Genomic DNA, 21,663 nt, shown 5'->3' with positions numbered 1-21,663 from the left:
TGTAAGGGTGACGCGAATTCTCGCAGCGATCCTGGCGTTCGCCGCCGCTCTGCTGGCGCCTGAAGGCGCGCAGGCCGGCGAAATCACAGCCGTGCGTTTTGGCGATCACGGCACCCATACGCGTGTCGTGGTGGAGACCCTGACCCCGGTGCGCGTGCGCGCCCACACGTTGTCCGAACATGGCGCACGCCTGGTCCTGTCCTTTGAAAATGCATCCTGGGCCGTCGCGAACCTGCCCGATGGCGCCGGTCTGGGCGCGGGGCTGGTGGGCATGTTCCGTTTTGACGGGGCGGCCAGCCATCCCAGGCTGGTGTTCTCCTTGTCCGGCCCGGCCAATATCCGCCAGCAGATAACGCTGGATCCGGCCGGCGGCGGCTATCGCACGGTCATCGATCTGGAGCCGGTCAGCCCGGCGGCCTTCGCCAGCGTTTCGGGTTTCCCCCAGGCGGCGGCCACCATCACTGAGCTGGTGGCGCGTGAGGCGGGCGTGGGTTTCACGCCGGAATCCTGCGAGCGGATCCGGGTGGTGATCGATCCCGGCCATGGCGGGCGCGATCCCGGCGCGCTGGCGCGCTTTGGCGGCATGCATGAGTCCGGCGTGGTGCTCGCCGCGGGCCTGTCGCTGCGCGAGATTCTCAACGAGGCCGGACGCTACGAGGTCATCATGACCCGCGACACCGACGTGTTCGTGACGCTGGAAGACCGGGTGCGGATTGCGCGCGAGGCGCGCGCCGACCTGTTTATTTCGATCCACGCCGATTCGGCGGGCGACAATAACGGGCCTCAAGGCGCCACGGTTTACTCCATGAATGCGCGGGCCGAGAGCCGGGCGCGCAACCGCGCCATCACCGACGGCAATTGGGTGGATATCAGCCGGCCTGAAGAGGTGTCGCGGATCCTGGTGGAAATGTCGATCGCCAACAAGCGCAGCCAGTCTGAGACTTTCGCTGCGGCGCTACGCACCGAGGTTGGCCGCGCCGCGCCGCTGTGGCGCTCCACCCCCATGGAAGCCAATTACGCGGTGCTCACCGACGCCGAGACCCCGGCGGTGCTGTTCGAAATGGGCTTCCTGACCAATCGCGAAGATTCGCGCCGGATGAATGATGCGCGCGAGCGGCGGCGCCTGATGCAGGCGGCGGCTGCGGCCATCGACACCCATTTTGCCGGCTGCAGCGGCACGGGCCGGACCTTCTGGGCCGCCAATACCGCCGCGCCCGCCCCGAGCGCCAGCGCGCGCTGACCGCTGCACCCTGTTGGCTTGTGCGCGGCATGCGCCATAATGGCGCCTGTTTCGGGGGGCACAGAGCGGGCCGTCTGCGGGCAGTCCGGCGGGTGAGGGTCATATGAGACTGTTGAGCTGGTCGAACGCGCTTCGGGCCCTTGTCTGGGGCGGCATCACGGTTTGCGTGGTGGGCGTCATCGGCCTGATCGCCTCGGCGGTCTATGTGGTGCGCGTCACCGCCGACCTTCCCGACTATCAGCAGCTGGCCGAATACGAGCCGGCCATCATGAGCCGTGTCCATGCCGGCGACGGCCTGCTGATCGCGGAATACGCGCGCGAGCACCGCGTCTTCGTGCCGATCGAGAACATTCCCCCCGAAGTGATCAGCGCCTTCCTCTCGGCCGAGGATCGCAATTTCTACCACCATGGCGGGCTGGATTTCGTCGGCATTCTGCGCGCCGCGATCGCCAATATCGGCAATTATCTGGGCGGGCGCCGGCTTGAAGGCGCGTCGACCATCACCCAGCAGGTGGCCAAGAATTTCCTGCTCACGTCCGAACAGGCGCTGGACCGTAAGGTGCGCGAGATGGTGCTGGCCCGGCGCATCGAGCGCGCCTTCACCAAGGACCAGATCCTCGAGCTCTATCTCAATGAAATCTATCTGGGAAATCGCGCCTATGGCGTGGCGGCGGCGGCGCTGAACTATTTCGACAAGTCGCTGGACGAGCTGGAGCTGCACGAGATCGCCTATCTGGCGACCCTGCCCAAGGGCCCGAACAATTATCACCCCGAACGGCGCACCGAAGCCGCCGTGGGCCGGCGCAACTGGGTGCTCACGCGCATGGTCGCCAACGGCTATATCACCGAAGCGAGCGCGGAAGAGGCGGCCCGCCAGCCGCTGGAGGCGACCACGCGCCTGGCCGGCGAGACCTATCTGGCGGCGGAATACTTCGTCGAGCAAGTGCGCCGCGAAGTGTTCAACCGCTATGGCGATGAGCAGATTTATGAAGGCGGGTTGTCGATCCGCACCACGCTGGACACACGCATGCAGCTGGCCGCACGCCGCGCGCTGCGCGACGGGCTGGAAACCTATGACCGGCGCTACGGGTACCGCGGGCCGCTGACACGGTTTGAAGAGTTTGACGACTGGCCGGCGCGGCTGGCCGAAATCGATCCTCCCGCCGATATTGATGACACCTGGGCTGTCGCTCTGGTGCTGGAAGTCAATGAGCGCGAGGCGCTGATCGGGTTCGCGGACCGCACGCGCGGGCGCATTCCGCTGTATGCGCTGAGCTGGGCGCGCGCGCCGTCGCGCGACGCCGAAACCAGCATGCCGATACTCGGACCAGCCATTTCGCGCGCTGACGCTGCTCTGACCATGGGCGATGTGGTGCTGGTCGAACGCCTGACGGCCGAGGATGCGCCCGGCGAGACCGTGGCCGAGGATCATTACGGCCTGCGCCAGATCCCCGAGGTGAACGGCGGCATTGTGGCCATGGATCCGTTCACGGGCCGGGTGCTGGCCATGGTGGGCGGGTATTCCTTCGCCCAGAGCCAGTTCAACCGCGCCGTTCAGGCGCGCCGCCAGCCCGGTTCGGCGTTCAAGCCCTTCGTCTACGCCGCTGCGCTGGAGAATGGCTACACCCCGGTCTCGATCATTCTGGATGCGCCGTTTGTGGCGTCGGGCGATGCGGAAATGCGCTTCTACCGCCCGACAAACTATTCCAACGTCTTCTACGGCCCCTCCACGCTGCGGCGCGGACTGGAGCTGTCGCGCAACGTGATGACCGTGCGTCTGGCCCAGGACATGGGCATGCGCCCGGTGACTGACCTGTCGCGCCGGTTCGGGATCTACGATGATCTGCAGCCCACGCTGGCCATGTCGCTGGGCGCTGGCGAGACGACGCTGATGGACCTGGTGGGCGCCTACGGGGCGCTGGTCAATGGCGGGCGGCTTGTCGAGCCGTCCATTCTGGACCGGGTGCAGGACCGCACCGGGCGCACCATCTGGGTGGCGGACGAACGCGAATGCCCCGGCTGCGAAGCCGATGAGTGGGACCGCTCCTTGGGCGAGCCGCAGCTGGCGCCGCTGGGCGAGGACGCGGTTGATCCGGTCGTCGCCTATCAGGTGGTGAGCATGCTGGAAGGCGCCGTGGCGCGCGGCACCGGCACCGCGCTGGGCGCGCTCGGCCGTCCCCTGGCGGGCAAGACCGGCACCACCAACGAGTTTCGCGACGCCTGGTTCGTGGGCTTCAGCCCGGACCTGATCGTGGGCGTCTATGTCGGCTTCGATACCCCCATGCCGCTGGGTCAGGGCGAGGCGGGCGGCGTGCTGGCCGCGCCGATCGCGCGCGACTTCCTGCGCCCGGCGCTGGAGGGCTATGCCGTGTCCAACTTCCGCCTGCCCGACGGCGTCAGCCTGGCGCCGGTCAATCGGGACACGGGCGAACCGTCCGCGCTGGGCCGTCCGGGCGTCATTCTGGAGGCGTTCCGCCCCGGCACCGAGCCGCGCCGCGGCGCGTCCGCGGCGGAAGAAGCCCTGAGCTTCGGGTTCGGAGCCCTTGGCGGCCGGGCCGGCGAGCGGCGTGACTCCGATGACGAGGACGATGAGGAGGATGAGCTGGGCGGGTTGTATTGACCGCGCCCAGCCGGTATCCCGCCCGTCCGATGCGTCCACCGCTGATGAAAGATCCCTCGCCATGCGCGCTGAAATCGCCGAGCTGAAACAGGCCGTTGAACAGTCCACCCTCCTTCTGCGGAGGCGTCTTTGACTGGGATACCGCCAGTAAACGCCTTGATGAACTGAACGCCCGCGCCGAAGACCCCTCGCTGTGGGACAAGCCTGAACAGGCCCAGACCCTGATGCGCGAGCGCAACCGGCTGGACGCTTCGATCCGCGAGGTGAGCGAGATCGAGGCCGAGCTGTCCGACAATATCGAAGTGGCCGAGATGGCCGAGGCCGAAGGCGAGGAAGAGCTGTACGAAGAAGCGCTCATTGCGCTGCGTCAGCTTTCCAGGCGGGCGGGCAAGGCCGAGCTGCAGGCGCTGTTGTCGGGCGAGGCCGACGCCAATGACTGCTATGTGGAGATACACCCGGGCGCAGGCGGCACCGAGGCCCAGGACTGGGCCGAGATGATGTCGCGCATGTATACGCGCTGGGCGGAGAAATCGGGCTACAAGGTCGAGGTGATCGACTATCAGGCCGGCGAGGAGGCGGGGATCAAATCGGTCACGCTGCTGGTCAAGGGCGAGAACGCCTATGGCTGGCTGAAGACCGAGGCGGGCGTGCACCGGCTGGTGCGCATTTCGCCCTATGACAGCTCGGGCCGGCGCCATACCAGCTTCGCCAGTGTCTGGTCCTATCCGCTGGTGGATGACACCATCAATATCGAGATCCTCGACAAGGATGTGCGCACGGACACCTACCGGGCCTCCGGCTCGGGCGGCCAGCACATCAACAAGACCGACTCGGCCGTACGCCTGACCCATATCCCCACCGGCATCGCCGTGGCGTGCCAGTCTGAACGCTCCCAGCACAAGAACCGGGCCAAGGCCTGGGACATGCTGCGCGCGCGCCTGTATGAGCAGGAATTGCAGAAGCGCGAGGCGGCCGCGCAGGCCGAGGCCGATTCCAAAAGCGATATCGGCTGGGGCCACCAGATCCGCTCCTACGTCCTGCAGCCCTATCAGATGGTCAAGGATTTGCGCACCCAGGTGGAGACGTCCGATACCCAGGGCGTGCTGGATGGCGATCTCGACCCGTTCATGGCGGCGGCGCTGGCCGCGCGTGTCGGTGTGGAAGACGCGCCGGACGCCTAACGCGAAAAAACCGGGCGCGTCAGGGACGCGCCCGGTCGTGTTTCAGCAATCTATCAAATCGGTGTTTCAGACTTTCGGCGCATTGGCCGCCGAGGGCGGCGGTGCGGCGGGCGTTGCGGGCTTGCCGAACGCGGACGTTTGCGCCTGAGGCTGAGCCTCGGTCTTCGGCGCGGCGGGGGTGCTGGCCGGCGCGGACGCGTCGCTGCGCGCAGGCGCCGGGCGGGCGGTGGCCTTGTCGGTCATCGGATCGGTGGAGCGGCGGCAATGGCCGTCGAAGAAGGCGCCGCTTTCAATGGACAGCGTGGCGTGGATCACATCGCCTTCCACACGGGCGGTGGAGGTGAGCTGCACCTGACGCGCGCGCACAGAGCCCTGGACGCGGCCGCGGATCACAACGGTTTCGGCGACCACTTCGCCCTTCACATTGGCTTCCTCGCCAATGGTCAGCGATCCGGCGCGCACATCGCCCTCGACCGTGCCGTCCAGCTGAACCTCGCCTTCGGACATGATCGAGCCGTGCACGACCAGGTCGGCGCTGAGAATGGAGGGGGCTTTGCTTTTCATGGAGGACGACCTCTTGGACGGGGCCGGCGTCTGGAAACCGGCGTCTGGGGCGGTGGGGGAGGAGTCTTTTTTAGTGAACATAGCGTCCCGCTCTGATGAAATCTTCGGGGTCCACGTGCGCGCCACGGAACCAAATCTCGTAGTGAAGATGGGTCGCTGTCGAACGGCCCGTCGAGCCCATGCCCCCCAGGCGTTGCCTGGCCTCGACGTCGTCACCGCGGCGCACATCAATGGAGTGCAGATGCGCAAAACGGGTCCGGAACCCGAACCCGTGATCGACCTCCACCGTGCGACCATAGCCTGCCCGCCAGCCCGCGTAAACGACCCGTCCCGGCGCGGGCGACACGATCGGCGCCCCGCGATAGGCGGCGAAATCGGACCCCGCGTGGAACGCCGGGCGGCGCGTGAACGGGTCGATGCGCGTGCCGTAGGGCGAGGTGCGCCGGTGCGGCCCCTCGATGGGCAGAGCCAGCGGGGTCGAGGTGAGCAATTGCTCCACCTGTTCGGCCTCGACCAGGCGCGCCGTGATGCGCGCGATGCGGGCGTTGAAGGGGTCGTTCAGGTCCAGACCGCCGGAAAACACCGGCGCCTGGTCAATCGGGATGAAGGGACCGCCCGTGCCGCCTTCACCGTCCAGCGGACCGGCGCTCACCGCCTGATCCACCCGCATGCCGGTCAGGCGCAGCACCGCGCGCAGTTTTTCCAGCCGCTGTTCGGCGCTTTCCTCGACCAGGGCCAGAGCGGCCTCCTGATCGGCCAGAAGCGCGGCGACGCGCTGTTCAGCCGGATCGGCGTCGGGATCGAGAGCCAGCGCCGTGGGCGCCACCAGCGGCTCGCGCGGGACTTCGTCGCCCTCGGTGGCGGCCATCAGGATGCGGCCATCGTCCAGGCTCGGGCTTTCGCGTTCGCGCGTGACGGACAGGTCCTCGGCGAAATCGAGCAGGCGGCGCAGCGTGTTGGAGCGGTTTTGCAGTTCGCCGGCGGTGCGGTCGAACGCGCTGGTGCGCGATTCCACATAGGCGATGGCGGCGGCCTCGGCGGCGCGGGCCTCATCGAGCTGTTGCTGATGGCGTTCGGCCAGGAGGCGTATTTCATGATCGGCGCGGCCTTCGGCCCGCGCGCTCAGCACCATGTTGACCGAGGTGATGGCCAGCCATACGGCCAGCAGGCAGACGCCGGTGATGGCGGCCACTTGCATCTCGGTGGTGACAGCAAAATACCGCACCTGACCTTCGGTGCGGTGATAGATCTGCCGGTCGGGGAAGCGTTGCTTGATATGCTCCCACGGCCCGGCCAGAAGACGTTTCACCATCTGCTCGCCTCGCCTCGCCTTAGCATTCTCAGTCGGCGCCCTCCCACAGGCCAGCCGCATGAAGCACATTCATGTGACCGTTTTCAACACACCGCATGCAATGTGTGGGCCGGACGTTAAGATATTGTCGACTGTAACGCCAGCGGCGTGTCTGCGTCCTTCATCCTGCGTTCAGATAAGGGGGCGACATGGAGTTTTTAGCGTCGGCGCTCCACGTCGATCCCTGCACTGGAACACCTGCCCGCAGGCCGGCTGAGGGCGCGTGGCGGCGGGTCCAGAGCCGAACGGGCCAGGCCGAGGCGTATCATTAATGATAATATAACTTGGAGCGGCGGGCTCGCACCGGCCCCCGTCTACCCTTGCAGCATGGCAATCAGATCCAGCGCTGAGTCCGAGATGACAGTGCCAGGAGGATACACCGCCGCTGCGCCCATGGCTTTGAGTTCGGGCACGTCTTCGGGCGGGATGACGCCGCCCACTACGATCAGCATGTCGCCGCGCCCGTCGGCCTCCAGCGCGGCTTTCAGGGCGGGCACCAGGGTCAGGTGACCGGCGGCGAGTGACGAGGCGGCGACGACGTGAACGTCGTTCTCCACCGCCTGGCGGGCGGCTTCCTCGGGCGTCTGGAAGAGCGGGCCGATATCCACGTCCCAGCCGAGGTCGGCAAACGCGCTGGCGACGACTTTCTGGCCGCGGTCATGGCCGTCCTGGCCCATCTTGGCGATGAGAATGCGCGGGCGCCGGCCTTCAGCCTCAGCGAACCGGTCTGCGGCGGCGCGGGCGCGCCGCACGCTCTCGTCATTGCCCGCGGCTTTCAAATACACCCCCTGGACCGAGCGGATCTCCGCCTTGTGGCGCCCGAACACCTTTTCCATGGCGTCGGACATCTCGCCCACCGTGGCGCGTGCGCGCGCCGCGTCAATACACGCCGCCAGAAGATTGCCGTCAGAGGCCGCCGCGCGGGTGAGGGCGTCCAGCGCGGCGCGGGTCTGCTCCGCGTCGCGTTCGCAGCGCAATTGCTCCAGCTTGGCCAGCTGCTCGGCGCGCACCTTGCGGTTGTCGACTTTCAGCACCGGCACGTCTTCGGGCTCGGTCAGGCGGAATTTGTTGATGCCGACAATGGTCTGCAGGCCGGAGTCGATGCGCGCCTGGGTGCGCGCGGCCGCTTCCTCGATGCGCAGCTTGGGCACGCCTTCCTCGATGGCCTTGGTCATGCCGCCCAGAGAATCGATCTCGTCGATATGCTCCAGCGCGCGGGCGGCCAGATCATGGGTCAGGCGCTCGACGAAGTATGAGCCGCCCCACGGATCGATGGCGTCGGTGAGATGGGCCTCGCTGGCCAGCACCAGCTGGGTGTTGCGGGCGATCCGCGCGGAGAAATCGGTGGGCAGGGCCAGCGCCTCGTCCAGCGAATTGGTGTGCAGCGACTGGGTATGGCCATCCACCGCCGCCATGGCCTCGATGGTGGTGCGGGCCACATTATTGAACACGTCCTGCGCCGTCAGCGACCAGCCCGAGGTCTGGGAGTGGGTGCGCAGGGACAGCGACTTGTCACTTTTGGGCGCAAAGCGCTCGCGCACCAGCCTCGCCCACAAGAGGCGGGCCGCGCGCAGCTTGGCCACCTCCATGAAATAATTCATGGAAATGCCCCAGAAGAAGGACAGGCGCGGCGCAAACGCATCCACATCCAGCCCGGCCTTCACGCCTGCGGCGATGTAATCCAGACCGTCGGCGAGGGTATAGGCTAGCTCGAGGTCCGCCGGGGCGCCGGCCTCCTGCATGTGATAGCCGGAGATGGAGATGGAGTTGTAGCGCGGCATCTCCCTGGCGGTGAAGGCGAAGATGTCGGAGATGATCCGCATGGAGGGCGCAGGCGGGTAGATATAGGTGTTGCGCACCATGAACTCTTTGAGGATGTCGTTCTGGATCGTGCCTGACAGCCTGGCCGCCGGCACGCCCTGCTCCTCGGCGGCCACGATATAGAGCGCCAGAACGGGCAGCACCGCGCCGTTCATGGTCATGGACACGCTCATCTGGTCCAGCGGGATGCCGTCGAACAGCTGGCGCATGTCCAGAATGCTGTCGATGGCCACGCCCGCCATGCCCACATCGCCGATGACGCGCGGATTGTCGCTGTCATAGCCGCGATGGGTGGCCAGATCGAAGGCGACCGAGAGGCCCTTCTGCCCGGCCGCCAGATTGCGCCGGTAGAAGGCGTTGGAATCAGCCGCCGTGGAGAAACCGGCATATTGGCGGATGGTCCAGGGCCGCTGGACGAACATGGTGGGGTAGGGGCCGCGATGAAACGGCGCTGCACCGGGCTTGTGATCGAGGAAATCGAGCCCTTCCACGCTTGAGCCGTCATAGACCGGCGCGATGGGCAGGCGCTCGGCGGTCTCGAACGGGGCGGCGTCCGCGCCCGGGGCGGTCGCGGTTTCGGGCTGGCCGAGATCGAGCCTGGTGAAGTCGGGATGGCGGCTCATGATCCGATCCCCAGGGCTGCATGGGCGCGCGCGCCGTCTTTCAGGGCGTCGCTGCGCAGATGGATGAAATGGTCGATGCCGGGGATATCCATCGGCTTGCCCGCCAGCCAGACGGCGCTTGCGCCGGCTGGTTTGAGGGCGGCGGCGAGGGCGGCTGCGTCCGCCTCGTAGGTCGCGTCGGTCCCGCAGATCACCGCCAGCCGGGCGCCTGAGCGTTTGAAGGCGTCGGCGCAGGCCTCGATCGTGTAGAAGACCTCTGGAGGCTGCGCCGCAATCCCGGCGACGGCCAGTCGGTTGGCGGCGAAACCGGCGCGGGCGCTGAAATCCGCACGCGGGCCCAGCGTGGCCAGGAAGGCGGCGGGTCTTTGGCCCTGCGCGTCGGCGGCGTCACGCAGGGCTTCAAACGGCGCAGCGAAACGCACCGGCGCAAGGCCTGGCCAGGGCAGGGGATCATGGCCGCTGGAATCGACTGCCGAGGCGGGGGCGTGGGCCACGCCGGTCTCCACAGTGCGGGCGTCCAGCTCGGGATAGGCCGTGACGCCGATCAGGCTGTCTGCGCCGGACGCATAGCGCTGGGTGCGCTTGGCGCTCATGGCGGCGACGTCTGTCGCGAAGGCGCCGGAGGCCAGCACAGCCTGCGCGCCGCCATCGGCTTCCATGGCCTGGAAGCGCGTCCAGGCGGCTTCGGCGAGGCGCGCGGCCAGGGTCTCGTGCAGATAGCCGCCGCCTGCCGGGTCCGCCGTGCGCCCCACATGGCTTTCTTCCATCAGAAGGATTTGCAGATTGCGCGACAGGCGCCGGGCGAATTTCGTCGAGCCACCCATGGCGTGGGTGAAGGGGCGCACCTCCACGCTGTCAGCGCCGCCTACAGACGCCGCGAACCCGGCGCAGGCATTGCGGATGAGGTTGGTGTAAGGGTCGCTGGCCGATGTCATGCGCGCGCCGGTTATTACGTGCAGTTTCAGCGCGCGGCGATCCGTGCTGACGCCAAACGCCTCCAGAATGCGCGACCAGAGCCGGCGCGCAGCGCGCAGCTTGGCGATGGTCAGATGCACGTCGGCGTCGGCGGCCAGCGTAACGCAAAGCGCGCCGGCGGCTGTGTCGGGGGTCAGGCCCTGGTCGATTAGCGCGCCCATCCAGGCGGCGCCCGCTGCGCACATGAAGGCGAGCTCCTGGGCCTCCGATCCGCCCGCTTCATAGACGCCGTGGGCGCGGATGGTGACCGGGGTGAGGGCGGGATAGCGCGCAATCGCGTCCTGCACGGCGGCGCATCCGGCGGTGTCGGGGATCGTCAGGCCCAGCCCGCCGCGCACGGACGCGCGGTCATAGCCTTGAGCGTCCAGCCAGTTCAAAAACAGCGCGCCGGCCTCAGGACTCTCAAGAGCAGGAGCGAGCCAGACCGGGGCGAGATCGGCCATGACGCCGTCCAGCGTGCGGGCCAGATCGTCAGCGGTCTTCACCGCAACGCCGCCCCGCCCGGCCGGGTCGATGGCCAGCGTGATCTCGCTGGCGCCGCCATTGAGATCCTGGAGAATCGCCGCGTTGGCCTTAGCCGGATCGGGCAGATCCGCGCGCTGACGGATGCCCCAGGGCAGGAAAGCATCGCGCACCGGCGACGCGCCGCGGATGAAGGGCGCCGCGCCCGGCGCGCCGGGATCACAGGCCTCGTCAAGGTCGGACAGCGTGAACAGCGGCCCGCGCGGCACGCCGTCCAGCGTTTTGCGCACGAGGCTTTCGAACGGCGCGCCTTTGAGCGCGTCCTCGGCCAGGGCGCGCCAGTCGGCGTCGGAGTGCGCGGCGAATCCCTCGGCCAGGGGGCGGATTGATTGGGTCATGGCCACGGGGATTACACCGCGTGCGCCGCGCCGCCAAGCCAGATGCCGCGCTTTGCCAGTGCGCGCTGACCCGGGGACAGGTCCGCGATCTGTCCGCCCCCCTCTGCCCGCGTCCTAGCCTTGAAGCGAGATTTATCCTCGCACCGGAGCGGAGATGTGATGAGCGATGCGACCCCCATGCTCGGCCTGCCCTGGCTGATGCCGGCCCAGGCCCAGAAGCATGTCACGGTGAACGAGGCGCTGGGGCGGCTCGATGCGCTGGTGCAGGCCCATGCGCTGAGCGCCAGCGTTGCGGCGCAGCCGTCCGATCCTGCGCCGGGCGACAGCTATATTCTTCCTGACGAACCCGAGGGCGAAGACTGGGATGTATTCGATCCGGGATCGCTGGTCTGGTTCCAGGATGGCGCCTGGCACGGCGCCGCGCCGCGCGCCGGGCTGGTGGTGTTCGTCGCCGATATCGGCGCGCTGATGGTGTTTGACGGCTCGGCCTGGCGCGAGCTGGACGCGATGATCCGGGCTCTGGCCAATTTGGAGGGCCTCGGTGTGGGGACCGCGCCGGACGCGGTCAACCGCTTTGCTGCCAAGCTCAACACCGCGCTGTGGACGGCCCTGACGTCGGGCGAGGGCGGGACGGGCGATCTGCGCTACACGCTCAACAAGGAGGCGGCGGGCCATGTGCTCTCCCTGCTGCTGCAGTCGGGCTGGAGCGGGCGCGCCGAGCTGGGCCTGATCGGTGATGATGACCTGGCTCTGCGCGTCTCGCCTGATGGCGCGGAATGGATCGCGGCGCTGCGCGTGGAGCGCGCCACCGGCGCCGCGCACATGCCCGCCCTGACCACGCTATCCCTCAATGGCGGACCGCTGGCGGGCCTGCGCAATCATGTGATCAATGGCCGGTTCGATGTGTGGCAGCGCGGACCGGCCGACATTCCCGACATGTGGCGGCTGGTGAGCGCGGGCGGCGGCGCGGCGTCGGCGGCGCGCGCGTTGCACCCGGCCGGCCAGAGCGATGTGCCCGGCGGCGGCGCGGCCTTCCTGCGCTGGACGGTGACGGGTGAGCCAGCCAGTACGCCGGTGCTGGTGACGCGCATCGAGGACGTGCGCACGCTGTCGGGGCGTCCGGCGGCGCTGGGTTTTTACCTGCGCAGCGATGCGGCGCGCAGCCTGCAGGTCCGGCTGGTGCAGACTTTCGGCGCGGGCGGATCGTCTGCGGTGCATCTCGATGATCAGAGCGTGGAGGCCGGGACCGGATGGAGCCGCCACGCGCTGGTGTTCGACGCGCCGGCGGTCACCGGCAAGACAATCGGCGAGGGCAGCTATCTGGAGATCCGGTTCAGCGGCGAAACGGGTCCGGCGTCTCAGGTGTTCGATCTTGATCTGGTCCAGCTGGAGGCCGGAGCGGCGGCCAGCGTGTTCGAGCATCGCCCCGAGGCGTTGGAGCGGGCGCTGTGCCTGCGCTATTTCGAGCGGATCGCCGCGCTGCACGTCCATGGCTGCTTCGCCACGGGCTATGCCGCCGGCGCCTCGGACAGCCGGGCCTTTCTGATCCATCAGCCCAAGCGTGCAACGCCCAGCTATGCGAGCGGCGGCGCATTCCGCTTTCACCCCCCGTCGCTGGGCGTCATCACCGAGCTGGCCTTCACCCGGCCCGCGTCCGGGCGGGTGGAGATCGTGGCGGCGGTGACAGACGCCAGCGCCGCGGGGGGCGTGTGCGGCGTGCTGCGCGCCGATTCCGACAGCGCCGCCCATATCGACATTTCTGCGGAGCTTTGAGCGATGATGTTTCTTCATGCGCGCTGGACCGATGACGAACACACGATGATACGCGCCGAGCGCGCCGACGGCCGCGTGCTGTTCATTCCGCCCGACCCCGGCAATGCGGACTACCGAGCGCTGGTGGAGGGGCAGGACGGATCGCCGCCGGTGGAGATCGCGCCGCCGCCGGGCGCCGATCCGGACTGAGCGCAGCGCGGCGGGCTTGGCCTTGGCCGGAGATGTGCCAATGTGCGGTCTTCTCCAGTCAGACCGGTGCGCGCCATGACGCTTGATCAGGGAATGATCCTCCTCATCCTCGCTGCCGCCATGGCGTTGTTTCTGTGGGGACGCTTCCGCCATGACATCATCGCACTCGGCGCGCTGCTGGCCTGCGTCGCCGCCGGGCTGATCGAGCCTGGCGTGGCCTTTGCGGGCTTCGGCCACCCGGCGGTCATCACGGTCGCCTGCGTGCTGGTGCTGAGCCGGGGCCTGCAGAATTCCGGGGCCGTGGACGTCATTGCGCGCCACGCCATCCCCAATGGGGCCGGACCCCTGGTCTCCATGGGCGCGCTGGTGGCGCTGGGCGCAGTGCTGTCGGGCTTCATGAATAATGTCGGCGCCATGGCGCTGCTGATGCCGGTCGCCGTGCGCATGGCGGGCAAGTTCGATCTGGCGCCGGGTCAGGTGCTGATGCCTTTGGCCTTCGGGACGATCCTGGGGGGTATGACCACGCTGATCGGCACGCCGCCCAATCTGATTGTCTCGAGTTTCCGGGCCAGCCATTCGGGCGAGGGCTTCGCGATGTTCGATTTCGCCCCGGTGGGTCTGGCTGTGGCGGTGGTCGGGGTCATCTTTGTTGTAGCGGCGGCCCGATTCCTGGTGCCCGCCAACCGCTCCAGCGGCGAGGACGAGTTTTCCACCGGCGCCTACATGACCGAGGCGCGAGTGGGCGAGAAGAGCCGCGCCGCCGGCCTGACCCTGCGTCAGGTGGAGGATTTGTTTGGCAAGGCCGACGCCCAGGTGCTCGCCATCGTGCGCCAGGATGTGCGGATCACGGCGCCCCATCGCCGCCGCAAGGTGCTGGCGGGCGATATCCTGGTCCTGGAAGCCGATGTGGGCGATTTGCCCGCCGTTCTGACGGTTCTGGGCGTCAAGCTGGAGGAGCGTGGCTCGTCCAAACCGGCCGTGGCGGCGGCGGACAAGCGCGAAGCGGAGGACGAGAAAAAGGCCGCGCGCGAAAAGGAAAACGCCGCGGCCACCGACGGCGACGCCAAGGCCGCCCGCGCGCGCGATGACGGCTCGGACGAGATCGTGCTGCGCGAATACGTGATCCTGCCCGAGGCCGGGCTGGGCGGCCGCTCGGCCAGCGAGCTGCGCCTGCGCACACGGTTCGGCATCAATCTGCTGGCGGTGTCGCGCGACGGCATGCGCTCGCGCGCGCGGCTGCGCACGATGAAATTCCGCGCCGGCGATCTGTTGCTGCTGGAGGGCGCGCCCGAGGCGCTGTCCGAGTTCGCCGCCGATACCGGGCTGGCGCCGCTGGCCGAGCGCGATCTGCGCGTGCCCAATCCGCGCAAGGCCATCATAGCCAGCGTGATCATGGCGGGCGCCGTGGGCGGGGCGGCGTTCGGGCTGCTGCCGGCCGCCGTGTCCTTTGCGATGGGCGTTATCGCCTCGATGATCACCTCCACCGTGCCGCCGCGCACAGTCTATCAGGCGATCGACTGGCCGGTGGTGGTGCTGCTGGCGTCGCTGATCCCGGTGGCGGGCGCGATGGAGTCGACCGGTCTGGCCGATCTGATCGCGCAGGGCCTGATCGGGACCGTGGCGATGGGCCATGGCGTGCTGGCGCTGGCCGCCATCCTGATCGTGACCATGTTCCTGTCGGACATGATCAACAATGCTGCGACCGCCGCCGTGATGTGTCCGGTCGCCATCGGGTCCGCCGCAGCGCTGAACGTCAATCCGGACGCCTTCCTGATGGCGGTGGCCATCGGGGCGTCATGCGCCTTCCTGACCCCGATCGGTCACCAGAACAATACGCTGATCCTGGGGCCGGGCGGCTTCCGGTTCGGGGATTTCTGGCGTCTGGGACTGCCGCTGGAGGCGCTGGTGGTGGCGGTGAGCATCCCGCTTCTGCTGGTGGTGTGGCCGCTTTAGGCCGGCTTGCCGCCCGGCCGGTGGAGCATCGAGCCCAGGGCGCGCGCCAGCGACAGCGCCGCCAACACCAGCACGGTGGCGGCCAGCATGAGCAGCATGAACACCATGGCCGCGCCCGACAGATGCAGGGTCAGCAAGGCGGCGTCCGAACTGGCCAGCGGCGAATTGAGAATCAGGCGGGTGAGCCAGTTGGAGGTCTGCAGCAAGCCGGACAGAATCGCCGGGTTCTCCCGTTCGATCAGAACGAACAGGCCGAGCGTGGTGAGGGGTATCGCGATCAGGGCGATGACGGTGCGAACCGCCCATCCCGCCAGTGCTGCGCCCGCCGTATGTGCCATGCCGCCCTCCCCAGGTCCTGCTGCTACCTTATGGTTAATTACGCTTGGACTCCAGCCAAGCGTTAGTGTGGCGCAAATGCGGCATTTTCCCGGCGCGCTGCGAGTCGGGCGACTGCGGCTTTGCCGTTTCGATCTTTGCGCGCTAAGAACACGTTACAGGGGATGACGGCCAGTCAGGACGCCATGACACGTCTTCGCAAGAGTATTTCGCCTGGCGCCCTGGGGCGCGCTGCATTCTCCCGTCTGCTGGGGATGAACGCCTCGCACAAACGTCTGCTCAAGATGCTGTTTGACGCGGCCAGCCTCGGCTTCGCGTTCCATCTGGCGCTGGCCCTGTCCACCGAGAGCATCGCCTATATGGCGCACTGGCACGTCTGGGGCGTGATGGCCGGCGTGGCCGCCGCCGGGCTCATCGTGTTCATGAATGGCCGGCTCTACGCCTCCATGGGGGCCGAGCGGGACGTGGATATTCTGCGGGTCTCGGGGTTGGGCGCGCTGGTGTCGGCGGTGCTGCTTCTGGGCCTGAGCGCGTTTGTCCCGGTGAACATACCGCTGGGCGCCGCGGTGATCTATCTGGCGCTGGCCCTGTGCCTGACCGGCGGCGTGCGCGTGGCGGTGCGCGCCATGTTCTGCGACCATCAGGTGCGCGCCAAGGAGCGGGTGCTGATCTATGGCGCCGGGGATGCCGGGCGCCAGCTGCTGGCCGCCCTGCGCGAGCGCGGCGAGCATGCGCCGGTGGGCTTCCTGGATGATGACGCCCTGTGGCACGGCGCGCGCATTGGCGGGCTGGAAGTGTTCAACCCGGCCGAGATCGGCCGGGCGGCCGGCGCGACCCAGGCCAATGCGGTGTTCCTGGCGCTGCCCAGCGCCACCCGCGCGCGCCGCAAGCGCATACTGGACCTGCTGGAGCCGTATGATCTGCGCGTCCAGACGGTGCCGGACATCAACGACATCCTTTCCGGCCAGGCGCCGATCTCGCAGATTCGCGCGGTCAAGGCCGAGGACCTTCTGGGGCGCGATCCCATTACGCCGGACCCCGAACTGATGTCGGCGACGATTCGCGGGCGCAGCGTCATGGTGACCGGGGCGGGCGGCTCCATCGGGTCGGAGCTGTGCCGCCAGATCCTCAAACAGGCGCCGGCGCGCCTTGTCATGCTCGATCAGTCGGAGTTTGCGCTTTACGAGATCGAACGCGCGCTGCGCGACCGCCGCGGCGAATGCGAGCTGATCGCCAAGCTGGGCTCGGTCAGCGACGCCTCGCGCGTCGCCTCCCTGCTCGGGCGCTTTGACGTGAACACGGTCTTCCACTGTGCGGCCTACAAGCATGTCCCGCTGGTGGAGAACAATGTCATCGCCGCGGTGCGCAACAACACGCTGGGCACGCTGGCGCTGGCGCGCGAGGCGATCAAGGCGGGGGTGTCGTCTTTCATTCTGGTGTCAACCGACAAGGCGGTGCGCCCCTCCAGCGTCATGGGCGCCACCAAGCGCCTGGCCGAGCTGACCTGTCACGCGCTCGGCGCCACCCAGGCCTCGACCCGCTTCACCGTGGTGCGCTTCGGCAATGTGCTGGATTCCTCCGGCTCGGTTCTGCCGCTGTTCCGCCAGCAGGTGGAACAGGGCGGCCCGGTCACCGTCACCCACCCCGACGTGACGCGCTATTTCATGACGCTGGGCGAGGCCGCCCAGCTAGTGATCCAGGCCAGCGCCCTGTCGGACGGGGAGGGCGTCTACGTGCTGGACATGGGCGACCCCATCAAGGTGGTGGATCTGGCGTGCCGCATGGTGCGCCTGGCTGGCATGCGCCCCTATCTGTCCGAATCGATGACGCGCGGGGATATCGAGATCAAGTTCAAGGGCCTGCGCGAGGGCGAGAAGCTCCATGAGGAGCTGTTGATCGGCGCTGCCGCCAGCCCCACCCGTCACCCGCGCATCATGAGCGAGGCCGCCGTGGCGCCGGACTGGACCGCGATGCAGGCGCTGCTGGCGCGCATCGAGGCGGGCTGCCAGGCCGGTGATGCCGCGGGCGTGGTCGCCCTGCTGGCCGACAAGGCGATTGGCTATGATCCGGACGCACTGTCCGGCCCCGCCGTGGTCAAAATGGACCCAAGAGCCGGCGCCCGCGCCCGCACCGCCGCCGCCCGCACCGACGCGCGGTCGGCGGAGTAGGAACCGCCAAACCCCTCGATCAATCTGGATTTTCGGGAAAACGCGGCTTTGGCTGGTGCTGCCGGAGAGATTCGAACTCTCGACCTCTCCCTTACCAAGGGAGTGCTCTACCCCTGAGCTACGGCAGCGCGCCAGACGTCCGCCGATCAGCGGAGGAGCGCGCTATAGCGCATAGTTTTCCCCCCGCCAAGGCCGGGCTTGACCCCAGACGCAGGCGGCGCCATTCCACAAAACATGACCCGGTCCACTCCCGATCCCAAGCTGGGCGCGTCCGCGCCTGACGCCGCAGCCCGCGAGGCCCGCCTGGCCGAGGCTTTGCGCGCCAATCTGAAGCGCCGCAAGGCGCCGCGCGGGGCCGCAGATGGGCCCGGGACGGACAGCGGCGAGGCGGATACCGGCTGACGCAGCTGCGCGCTCACCTCTTGTATCCACACCTGCGGCCGCTCACATGGCCCTCATCATTTCAGGCAAGGCGGACACACAGGCATGGACCGGATCCTCATTCGCGGCGGACGCCCTCTCAACGGGGCCATCACCATCTCCGGCGCGAAGAATTCGGCCCTGAAGCTGATGGCCGCCTCGCTGTTGTCCGATGCCCCGCTGACCCTGTCGCGCGTGCCGGCGCTCGCCGATGTGCGCTTTCTGGGTCAGCTGCTCGCCCGGCTCGGCGTGCAGGTCGAGGATCAGGGCGGCGGGCGCATGCGCCTGCACGCCAAAGACCTGGCTGAACCGGAAGCGCCTTATGATCTGGTGCGCAAGATGCGCGCGAGCTTCAACGTGCTGGGACCGCTGATCGCCCGCGAGGGGCGGGCGCGGGTGTCTTTGCCCGGCGGGTGCGCCATCGGTGCGCGCCCGGTCAATCTGCACCTGATGGCGCTGGAAGCGCTGGGCGCCGATATCGAGCTGTCCGAAGGCTATGTGATCGCGCGCGCGCCGCGCGGCCTGACGGGCAATCGCATCGTGTTCCCGATGGTGTCGGTGGGCGCCACCGAGCACGCCATGCTGGCCGCCGTGCTGGCCAGGGGGCAGAGCGTGCTGGAGCACTGCGCGCGCGAGCCCGAGATCGCCGATCTGGCCCATTGCCTCAACGCCATGGGTGCGCGCGTGTCCGGCGCCGGGACCGACACGATTACAATTGATGGCGTGGACCGGCTCCATGAGGCGCACTGGACCGTCACGCCCGACCGGGTGGAGACCGGCACCTACGCCATCGCCGTGGCGGCCGCCGGCGGCCAGGTGCGGCTGGAGGGCGCGGAACCCGACCATAATCGTGCCCTGTGGGACGTGCTGCGCCGTGCCGGGGCGGAGATCACGAGTGGCGCGGATTATGTGGACATCGCGCGCAGCGGGCCGATTCGCGCCGTGGACATCCAGACCGAGCCGTTTCCGGGCTTCCCCACCGATTTGCAGGCGCAGTTCATGGCGCTGATGACGCTCGCCGACGGCGCCAGCGTCATCCGCGAGACGATTTTCGAGAACCGCTTCATGCATGCGCCCGAGCTGACGCGCCTGGGCGCGCGCATTGATGTGCGCGGCAATGAGGCCATCGTGCGCGGTCCGGTCCGCCTGAAGGGCGCGCCGGTGATGGCCACCGATCTGCGGGCGTCTGTCAGCCTTGTCATCGCCGGTCTCGCGGCGGAAGGTGAGACGAGCGTCAGCCGCATCTATCACCTCGACCGCGGGTTCGAGCGGCTTGAGGAAAAACTGTCAGCCTGCGGCGCCGATATCGAGCGCCGCCCTGAGGAGTCCGTCTGAATGTCCGCCGACCGTCCCCTGCGCCTGATCGCCGAGAGCCAAGACGATCTGCCGATCCTGTCGGCGGCGCTGCAGGACGCCGCCGGGCAGCTGGGCGATTTCGTCTACGAGCCCAGGGCCCGCCGCTTCACCATTACGCTCAACCGCTTCCGCTGGGAGGCGGGGAAAAGCCGCCGCGGCGAGCGCGTGCGCGCGGCGCTGCAGATCAGCTCGGTGCTCGAGGCCAGCTCCCAGCGCCTGAAACAGGGCGCCCCGGACGCCGTGGTCAGCCTTCTGGCCATGACGTTCGAGCCGGGCGAGGCGCCGGGCGGGGTCTTGCTGCTGACCTTTGCCGGCGGCGGGGCCCTGCGCCTGAGTGTGGAGTGCATTGACGTGACGCTGGCCGACGTGTCGGCGCCGTGGGCGGCGGCGCGCCGCCCGGAACATCGTGAGGCCCGGACATGAGCGAGCACAGGCTGATTGCGGTGGAGCTGGACCAGGCCTCCATCGGCAAGGCCGAAGAGGCGGTCGAGCACGAGCGCCGGGTGGCGATCGCCGACCTGCTGGAGGCCAATGTCTTCGAGCCCGCCGGGTCCGAACACGGCCCCTACGCCCTGCGCCTGGCCATCGAGGATCAGCGCCTGGTGTTTGATGTAAAATCGGAAAGCGGCGCGCCGGTGCGCGTTTTCGTGTTCTCGCTCGGGCCGCTGCGGCGCATCCTTAAAGACTATTTTTTGATGTGCGACAGCTATTACGCCGCCGTGCGCGATGCGCCGCTGGGCCAGATCGAGGCCATCGATATGGGCCGGCGCGGTGTGCACAATGAAGGTTCCACGCTGCTGCGCGAGCGGCTGGCGGGCAAGATCGACGTGGATTTCGACACCGCCCGGCGCCTGTTCACCCTGATCTGCGCCCTGCACCGGAGAAGCGCGTGAGCGTTTCAGACCGCGCGCCGGCTGTGGTGTTCGTGTGTGCGCGCAACGCCGTGCGCTCGCCCATGGCTGAGACGTTCTGGCGGCGGCGATTCGGCGCCGGGGCGCCCGCCAGCTCATGCGGTCTGGAACCGGCGCCCTGGCCGGACGGTTTCATGATCCATGTGATGGGCGAGCTGGAGCTCGACCTCACCGCCTTTGAATGCCGCGATATGGAGGCTACCGCCGACACGCCGGTGGAACTGGTGGTGTGCCTGGCTCACGAGGCCAATCACGCCGCATCGGCCTTTGCAGAGCGGCGCGGGGCGGCCTATGAGTTCTGGCCCATCGCCGATCCGGCGCGGGTCGAAGGCCAGCGTGAGCAGCGGCTTGACGCCTATCGCGGCGCGCGTGACGCCATCGCGGCGCGGGTGGCGCAATGGGGCGCTGATCACAGCTAGAGTGCTGCAGGCTCGACGTAGCCTGTCATAGGGGACTATATAGCGCCCCGGCGCGCGACGGGATTTTTTCAGGTCCGGCGCAACGATCAAGAGGAGCCGCATGGCGAAGGAAGAATTGCTCGAGTTTCCCGGCGAGGTCGTCGAACTCCTGCCGAACGCGACCTTCAAGGTCCGTCTCGAAAACGAACACGAGATCATCGCGCACACCGCAGGCAAGATGCGCAAGAACCGCATCCGTGTGCTGGCGGGCGACAAGGTGCTCGTCGAGATGACGCCCTATGACCTGACCAAAGGGCGCATCACCTATCGCTTCAAGTAAGCCGGTGACCGCCGCGCGCGCGCCCCTGGTGCTGGCGAGCGCCTCGCCGCGCCGGAGGGACTTGCTGGCGCAGATCGGCGCCGCGCCCGACCGGATCGCCCCTGCCGATATCGATGAAAGCGCGCGCCCCGGCGAATTGCCGCGGGCGCTGGCTCTGCGTCTGGCGCAAGGCAAGCTCGCCGCCAGCGATCATCCCGGCTGCTACGTGCTGGCCAGCGATACGGTGGTGGCGGTCGGGCGGCGCATCCTGCCCAAGACCGAAACCCGCGCCGAAGCCGAGACCTGCCTGCGGCTATTGTCGGGGCGCAATCACCGGGTCTTCACAGGCGTCGCCGTGCGCGCACCGGACGGCAAGACCGCCAGCCGGGTGTCGGAGACGCGCCTTAAGATGAAGCCATTGAGCGAACCTGAAATCGCCGGCTATCTCGATAGCGGGGAGTGGGAAGGCAAGGCGGGCGGATACGGCATTCAGGGCCGGGCCGGGGCCTTTGTCATCGCGCTCACCGGCTCCTATACCGGCGTCATGGGTCTGCCGGTCTATGAGACCCGCCAACTGCTCACCGGACTGGGGTATGCGTTTTGAG

19 protein-coding genes and 1 tRNA gene are annotated in these 21,663 nt (G+C 68.1%); 14 read left to right on the top strand and 6 right to left on the bottom strand.

Annotation, left to right across the window (positions count from 1 at the left end):
* Positions 1-7: 7 nt before the first annotated feature.
* The 3 genes from L2D01_09850 to prfB all read left to right on the top strand — a co-directional run bounded on the left by L2D01_09850 (position 8) and on the right by prfB (position 5,041).
* Positions 8-1,240 carry an N-acetylmuramoyl-L-alanine amidase gene (locus L2D01_09850; protein ID WBQ09198.1) on the top strand — a complete coding sequence of 411 codons (1,233 nt, stop codon included), beginning with the start codon at positions 8-10 and terminating at the stop codon, positions 1,238-1,240.
* A gap of 103 nt (positions 1,241-1,343) precedes the next feature.
* Positions 1,344-3,860 (top strand): penicillin-binding protein 1A, encoded by a 2,517-nt coding sequence (locus L2D01_09845; GenBank protein WBQ09197.1) that lies wholly within the window; start codon positions 1,344-1,346, stop codon positions 3,858-3,860.
* Positions 3,861-3,921: 61 nt separating this feature from the next.
* Positions 3,922-5,041, top strand: a protein-coding gene (gene prfB, locus L2D01_09840; protein ID WBQ09196.1) for a peptide chain release factor 2 whose coding sequence is annotated in 2 segments (ribosomal slippage) — positions 3,922-3,990 and positions 3,992-5,041 — 1,119 coding nt in all. Because the reading frame shifts where the segments join, the coding sequence is not laid out codon by codon here.
* A gap of 66 nt (positions 5,042-5,107) precedes the next feature.
* Here prfB and L2D01_09835 read toward each other — a convergent pair.
* From L2D01_09835 to L2D01_09820, 4 genes are all read right to left on the bottom strand, one after another.
* Positions 5,108-5,605, bottom strand: coding sequence for a polymer-forming cytoskeletal protein (locus L2D01_09835; GenBank protein WBQ09195.1), 498 nt, complete (start codon positions 5,603-5,605; stop codon positions 5,108-5,110).
* Positions 5,606-5,675: 70 nt separating this feature from the next.
* On the bottom strand, positions 5,676-6,917 hold the full coding sequence (locus tag L2D01_09830; protein ID WBQ09194.1) for a M23 family metallopeptidase: 1,242 nt from the start codon (positions 6,915-6,917) through the stop codon (positions 5,676-5,678).
* Positions 6,918-7,270: 353 nt separating this feature from the next.
* Positions 7,271-9,400, bottom strand: a complete 2,130-nt coding sequence (gene scpA / locus L2D01_09825) for a methylmalonyl-CoA mutase (GenBank protein WBQ09193.1) — start codon at positions 9,398-9,400, stop codon at positions 7,271-7,273.
* Positions 9,397-11,235, bottom strand: coding sequence for a methylmalonyl-CoA mutase family protein (locus L2D01_09820; GenBank protein WBQ09192.1), 1,839 nt, complete (start codon positions 11,233-11,235; stop codon positions 9,397-9,399). Before L2D01_09820 ends, scpA begins: the two co-directional genes overlap by 4 nt.
* A 159-nt stretch (positions 11,236-11,394) precedes the next feature.
* On the opposite strand from L2D01_09820, the gene L2D01_09815 reads away from it, so the two are divergent.
* The 3 genes from L2D01_09815 (at position 11,395) to L2D01_09805 (ending at position 15,150) form a co-directional block, all read left to right on the top strand.
* Positions 11,395-13,008, top strand: coding sequence for a DUF2793 domain-containing protein (locus tag L2D01_09815; GenBank protein ID WBQ09191.1), 1,614 nt, complete (start codon positions 11,395-11,397; stop codon positions 13,006-13,008).
* Positions 13,009-13,011: 3 nt separating this feature from the next.
* Entirely contained in the window at positions 13,012-13,197 is a 186-nt protein-coding gene (locus tag L2D01_09810) for a hypothetical protein (protein ID WBQ09190.1), read from the top strand.
* Positions 13,198-13,272: 75 nt separating this feature from the next.
* A complete protein-coding gene (locus tag L2D01_09805) occupies positions 13,273-15,150 on the top strand; it encodes an anion permease (protein WBQ09189.1) in 1,878 nt (625 codons plus the stop codon).
* On the opposite strand, the gene L2D01_09800 is transcribed toward L2D01_09805, so the two are convergent.
* Positions 15,147-15,488 (bottom strand): hypothetical protein, encoded by a 342-nt coding sequence (locus tag L2D01_09800; protein ID WBQ09188.1) that lies wholly within the window; start codon positions 15,486-15,488, stop codon positions 15,147-15,149. The genes L2D01_09805 and L2D01_09800 overlap by 4 nt on opposite strands.
* A gap of 183 nt (positions 15,489-15,671) precedes the next feature.
* Here L2D01_09800 and L2D01_09795 point away from each other — a divergent pair, with 183 nt between their 5' ends.
* Complete coding sequence (locus tag L2D01_09795) at positions 15,672-17,654, top strand: polysaccharide biosynthesis protein (GenBank protein WBQ09187.1); 1,983 nt, start codon at positions 15,672-15,674, stop codon at positions 17,652-17,654.
* A gap of 53 nt (positions 17,655-17,707) precedes the next feature.
* On the opposite strand, the gene L2D01_09790 is transcribed toward L2D01_09795, so the two are convergent.
* Positions 17,708-17,782 (bottom strand) — tRNA-Thr (locus L2D01_09790).
* Positions 17,783-17,888: 106 nt separating this feature from the next.
* On the opposite strand from L2D01_09790, the gene L2D01_09785 reads away from it, so the two are divergent.
* The 7 genes from L2D01_09785 to L2D01_09755 all read left to right on the top strand — a co-directional run bounded on the left by L2D01_09785 (position 17,889) and on the right by L2D01_09755 (position 21,662).
* On the top strand, positions 17,889-18,056 hold the full coding sequence (locus L2D01_09785) for a hypothetical protein (protein WBQ09186.1): 168 nt from the start codon (positions 17,889-17,891) through the stop codon (positions 18,054-18,056).
* Positions 18,057-18,140: 84 nt separating this feature from the next.
* Entirely contained in the window at positions 18,141-19,409 is a 1,269-nt protein-coding gene (murA, locus tag L2D01_09780) for a UDP-N-acetylglucosamine 1-carboxyvinyltransferase (GenBank protein ID WBQ09185.1), read from the top strand.
* A complete protein-coding gene (locus L2D01_09775) occupies positions 19,410-19,853 on the top strand; it encodes a DUF2948 family protein (GenBank protein WBQ09184.1) in 444 nt (147 codons plus the stop codon). It begins immediately after the preceding gene.
* A complete protein-coding gene (locus L2D01_09770; GenBank protein ID WBQ09183.1) occupies positions 19,850-20,323 on the top strand; it encodes a UPF0262 family protein in 474 nt (157 codons plus the stop codon). Before L2D01_09775 ends, L2D01_09770 begins: the two co-directional genes overlap by 4 nt.
* Complete coding sequence (locus L2D01_09765) at positions 20,320-20,760, top strand: hypothetical protein (GenBank protein WBQ09182.1); 441 nt, start codon at positions 20,320-20,322, stop codon at positions 20,758-20,760. The genes L2D01_09770 and L2D01_09765 overlap by 4 nt, the downstream gene beginning before the upstream one ends.
* A gap of 100 nt (positions 20,761-20,860) precedes the next feature.
* The gene (gene infA / locus L2D01_09760; GenBank protein ID WBQ09181.1) at positions 20,861-21,079 is read left to right on the top strand and encodes a translation initiation factor IF-1; all 219 of its coding nucleotides are present in this window, start codon (positions 20,861-20,863) and stop codon (positions 21,077-21,079) included.
* Between the two features lie 4 nt (positions 21,080-21,083).
* On the top strand, positions 21,084-21,662 hold the full coding sequence (locus tag L2D01_09755; GenBank protein ID WBQ09180.1) for a Maf family nucleotide pyrophosphatase: 579 nt from the start codon (positions 21,084-21,086) through the stop codon (positions 21,660-21,662).
* Position 21,663: the final 1 nt, after the last annotated feature.

This window comes from Hyphomonadaceae bacterium ML37 (assembly GCA_027627685.1).
Lineage (GTDB): Bacteria > Pseudomonadota > Alphaproteobacteria > Caulobacterales > Maricaulaceae > Oceanicaulis.
Note: the sequence above shows the minus strand (reverse complement) of the source record. Positions and strands in the feature narration are given on the sequence as shown.

Coding starts and splice junctions, on each gene's coding strand:
- infA (WBQ09181.1), top strand. CDS start 20,861: ATGGCGAAGGAAGAATTGCTCGAGTTTCCCGGCGAGGTCGTCGAACTC.
- L2D01_09785 (WBQ09186.1), top strand. CDS start 17,889: ATGACCCGGTCCACTCCCGATCCCAAGCTGGGCGCGTCCGCGCCTGAC.
- L2D01_09810 (WBQ09190.1), top strand. CDS start 13,012: ATGATGTTTCTTCATGCGCGCTGGACCGATGACGAACACACGATGATA.
- L2D01_09830 (WBQ09194.1), bottom strand. CDS start 6,917: ATGGTGAAACGTCTTCTGGCCGGGCCGTGGGAGCATATCAAGCAACGC.
- L2D01_09820 (WBQ09192.1), bottom strand. CDS start 11,235: ATGACCCAATCAATCCGCCCCCTGGCCGAGGGATTCGCCGCGCACTCC.
- L2D01_09800 (WBQ09188.1), bottom strand. CDS start 15,488: ATGGCACATACGGCGGGCGCAGCACTGGCGGGATGGGCGGTTCGCACC.
- L2D01_09815 (WBQ09191.1), top strand. CDS start 11,395: ATGAGCGATGCGACCCCCATGCTCGGCCTGCCCTGGCTGATGCCGGCC.
- L2D01_09795 (WBQ09187.1), top strand. CDS start 15,672: ATGACACGTCTTCGCAAGAGTATTTCGCCTGGCGCCCTGGGGCGCGCT.
- L2D01_09835 (WBQ09195.1), bottom strand. CDS start 5,605: ATGAAAAGCAAAGCCCCCTCCATTCTCAGCGCCGACCTGGTCGTGCAC.
- L2D01_09845 (WBQ09197.1), top strand. CDS start 1,344: ATGAGACTGTTGAGCTGGTCGAACGCGCTTCGGGCCCTTGTCTGGGGC.
- L2D01_09775 (WBQ09184.1), top strand. CDS start 19,410: ATGTCCGCCGACCGTCCCCTGCGCCTGATCGCCGAGAGCCAAGACGAT.
- murA (WBQ09185.1), top strand. CDS start 18,141: ATGGACCGGATCCTCATTCGCGGCGGACGCCCTCTCAACGGGGCCATC.
- scpA (WBQ09193.1), bottom strand. CDS start 9,400: ATGAGCCGCCATCCCGACTTCACCAGGCTCGATCTCGGCCAGCCCGAA.
- L2D01_09770 (WBQ09183.1), top strand. CDS start 19,850: ATGAGCGAGCACAGGCTGATTGCGGTGGAGCTGGACCAGGCCTCCATC.
- L2D01_09805 (WBQ09189.1), top strand. CDS start 13,273: ATGACGCTTGATCAGGGAATGATCCTCCTCATCCTCGCTGCCGCCATG.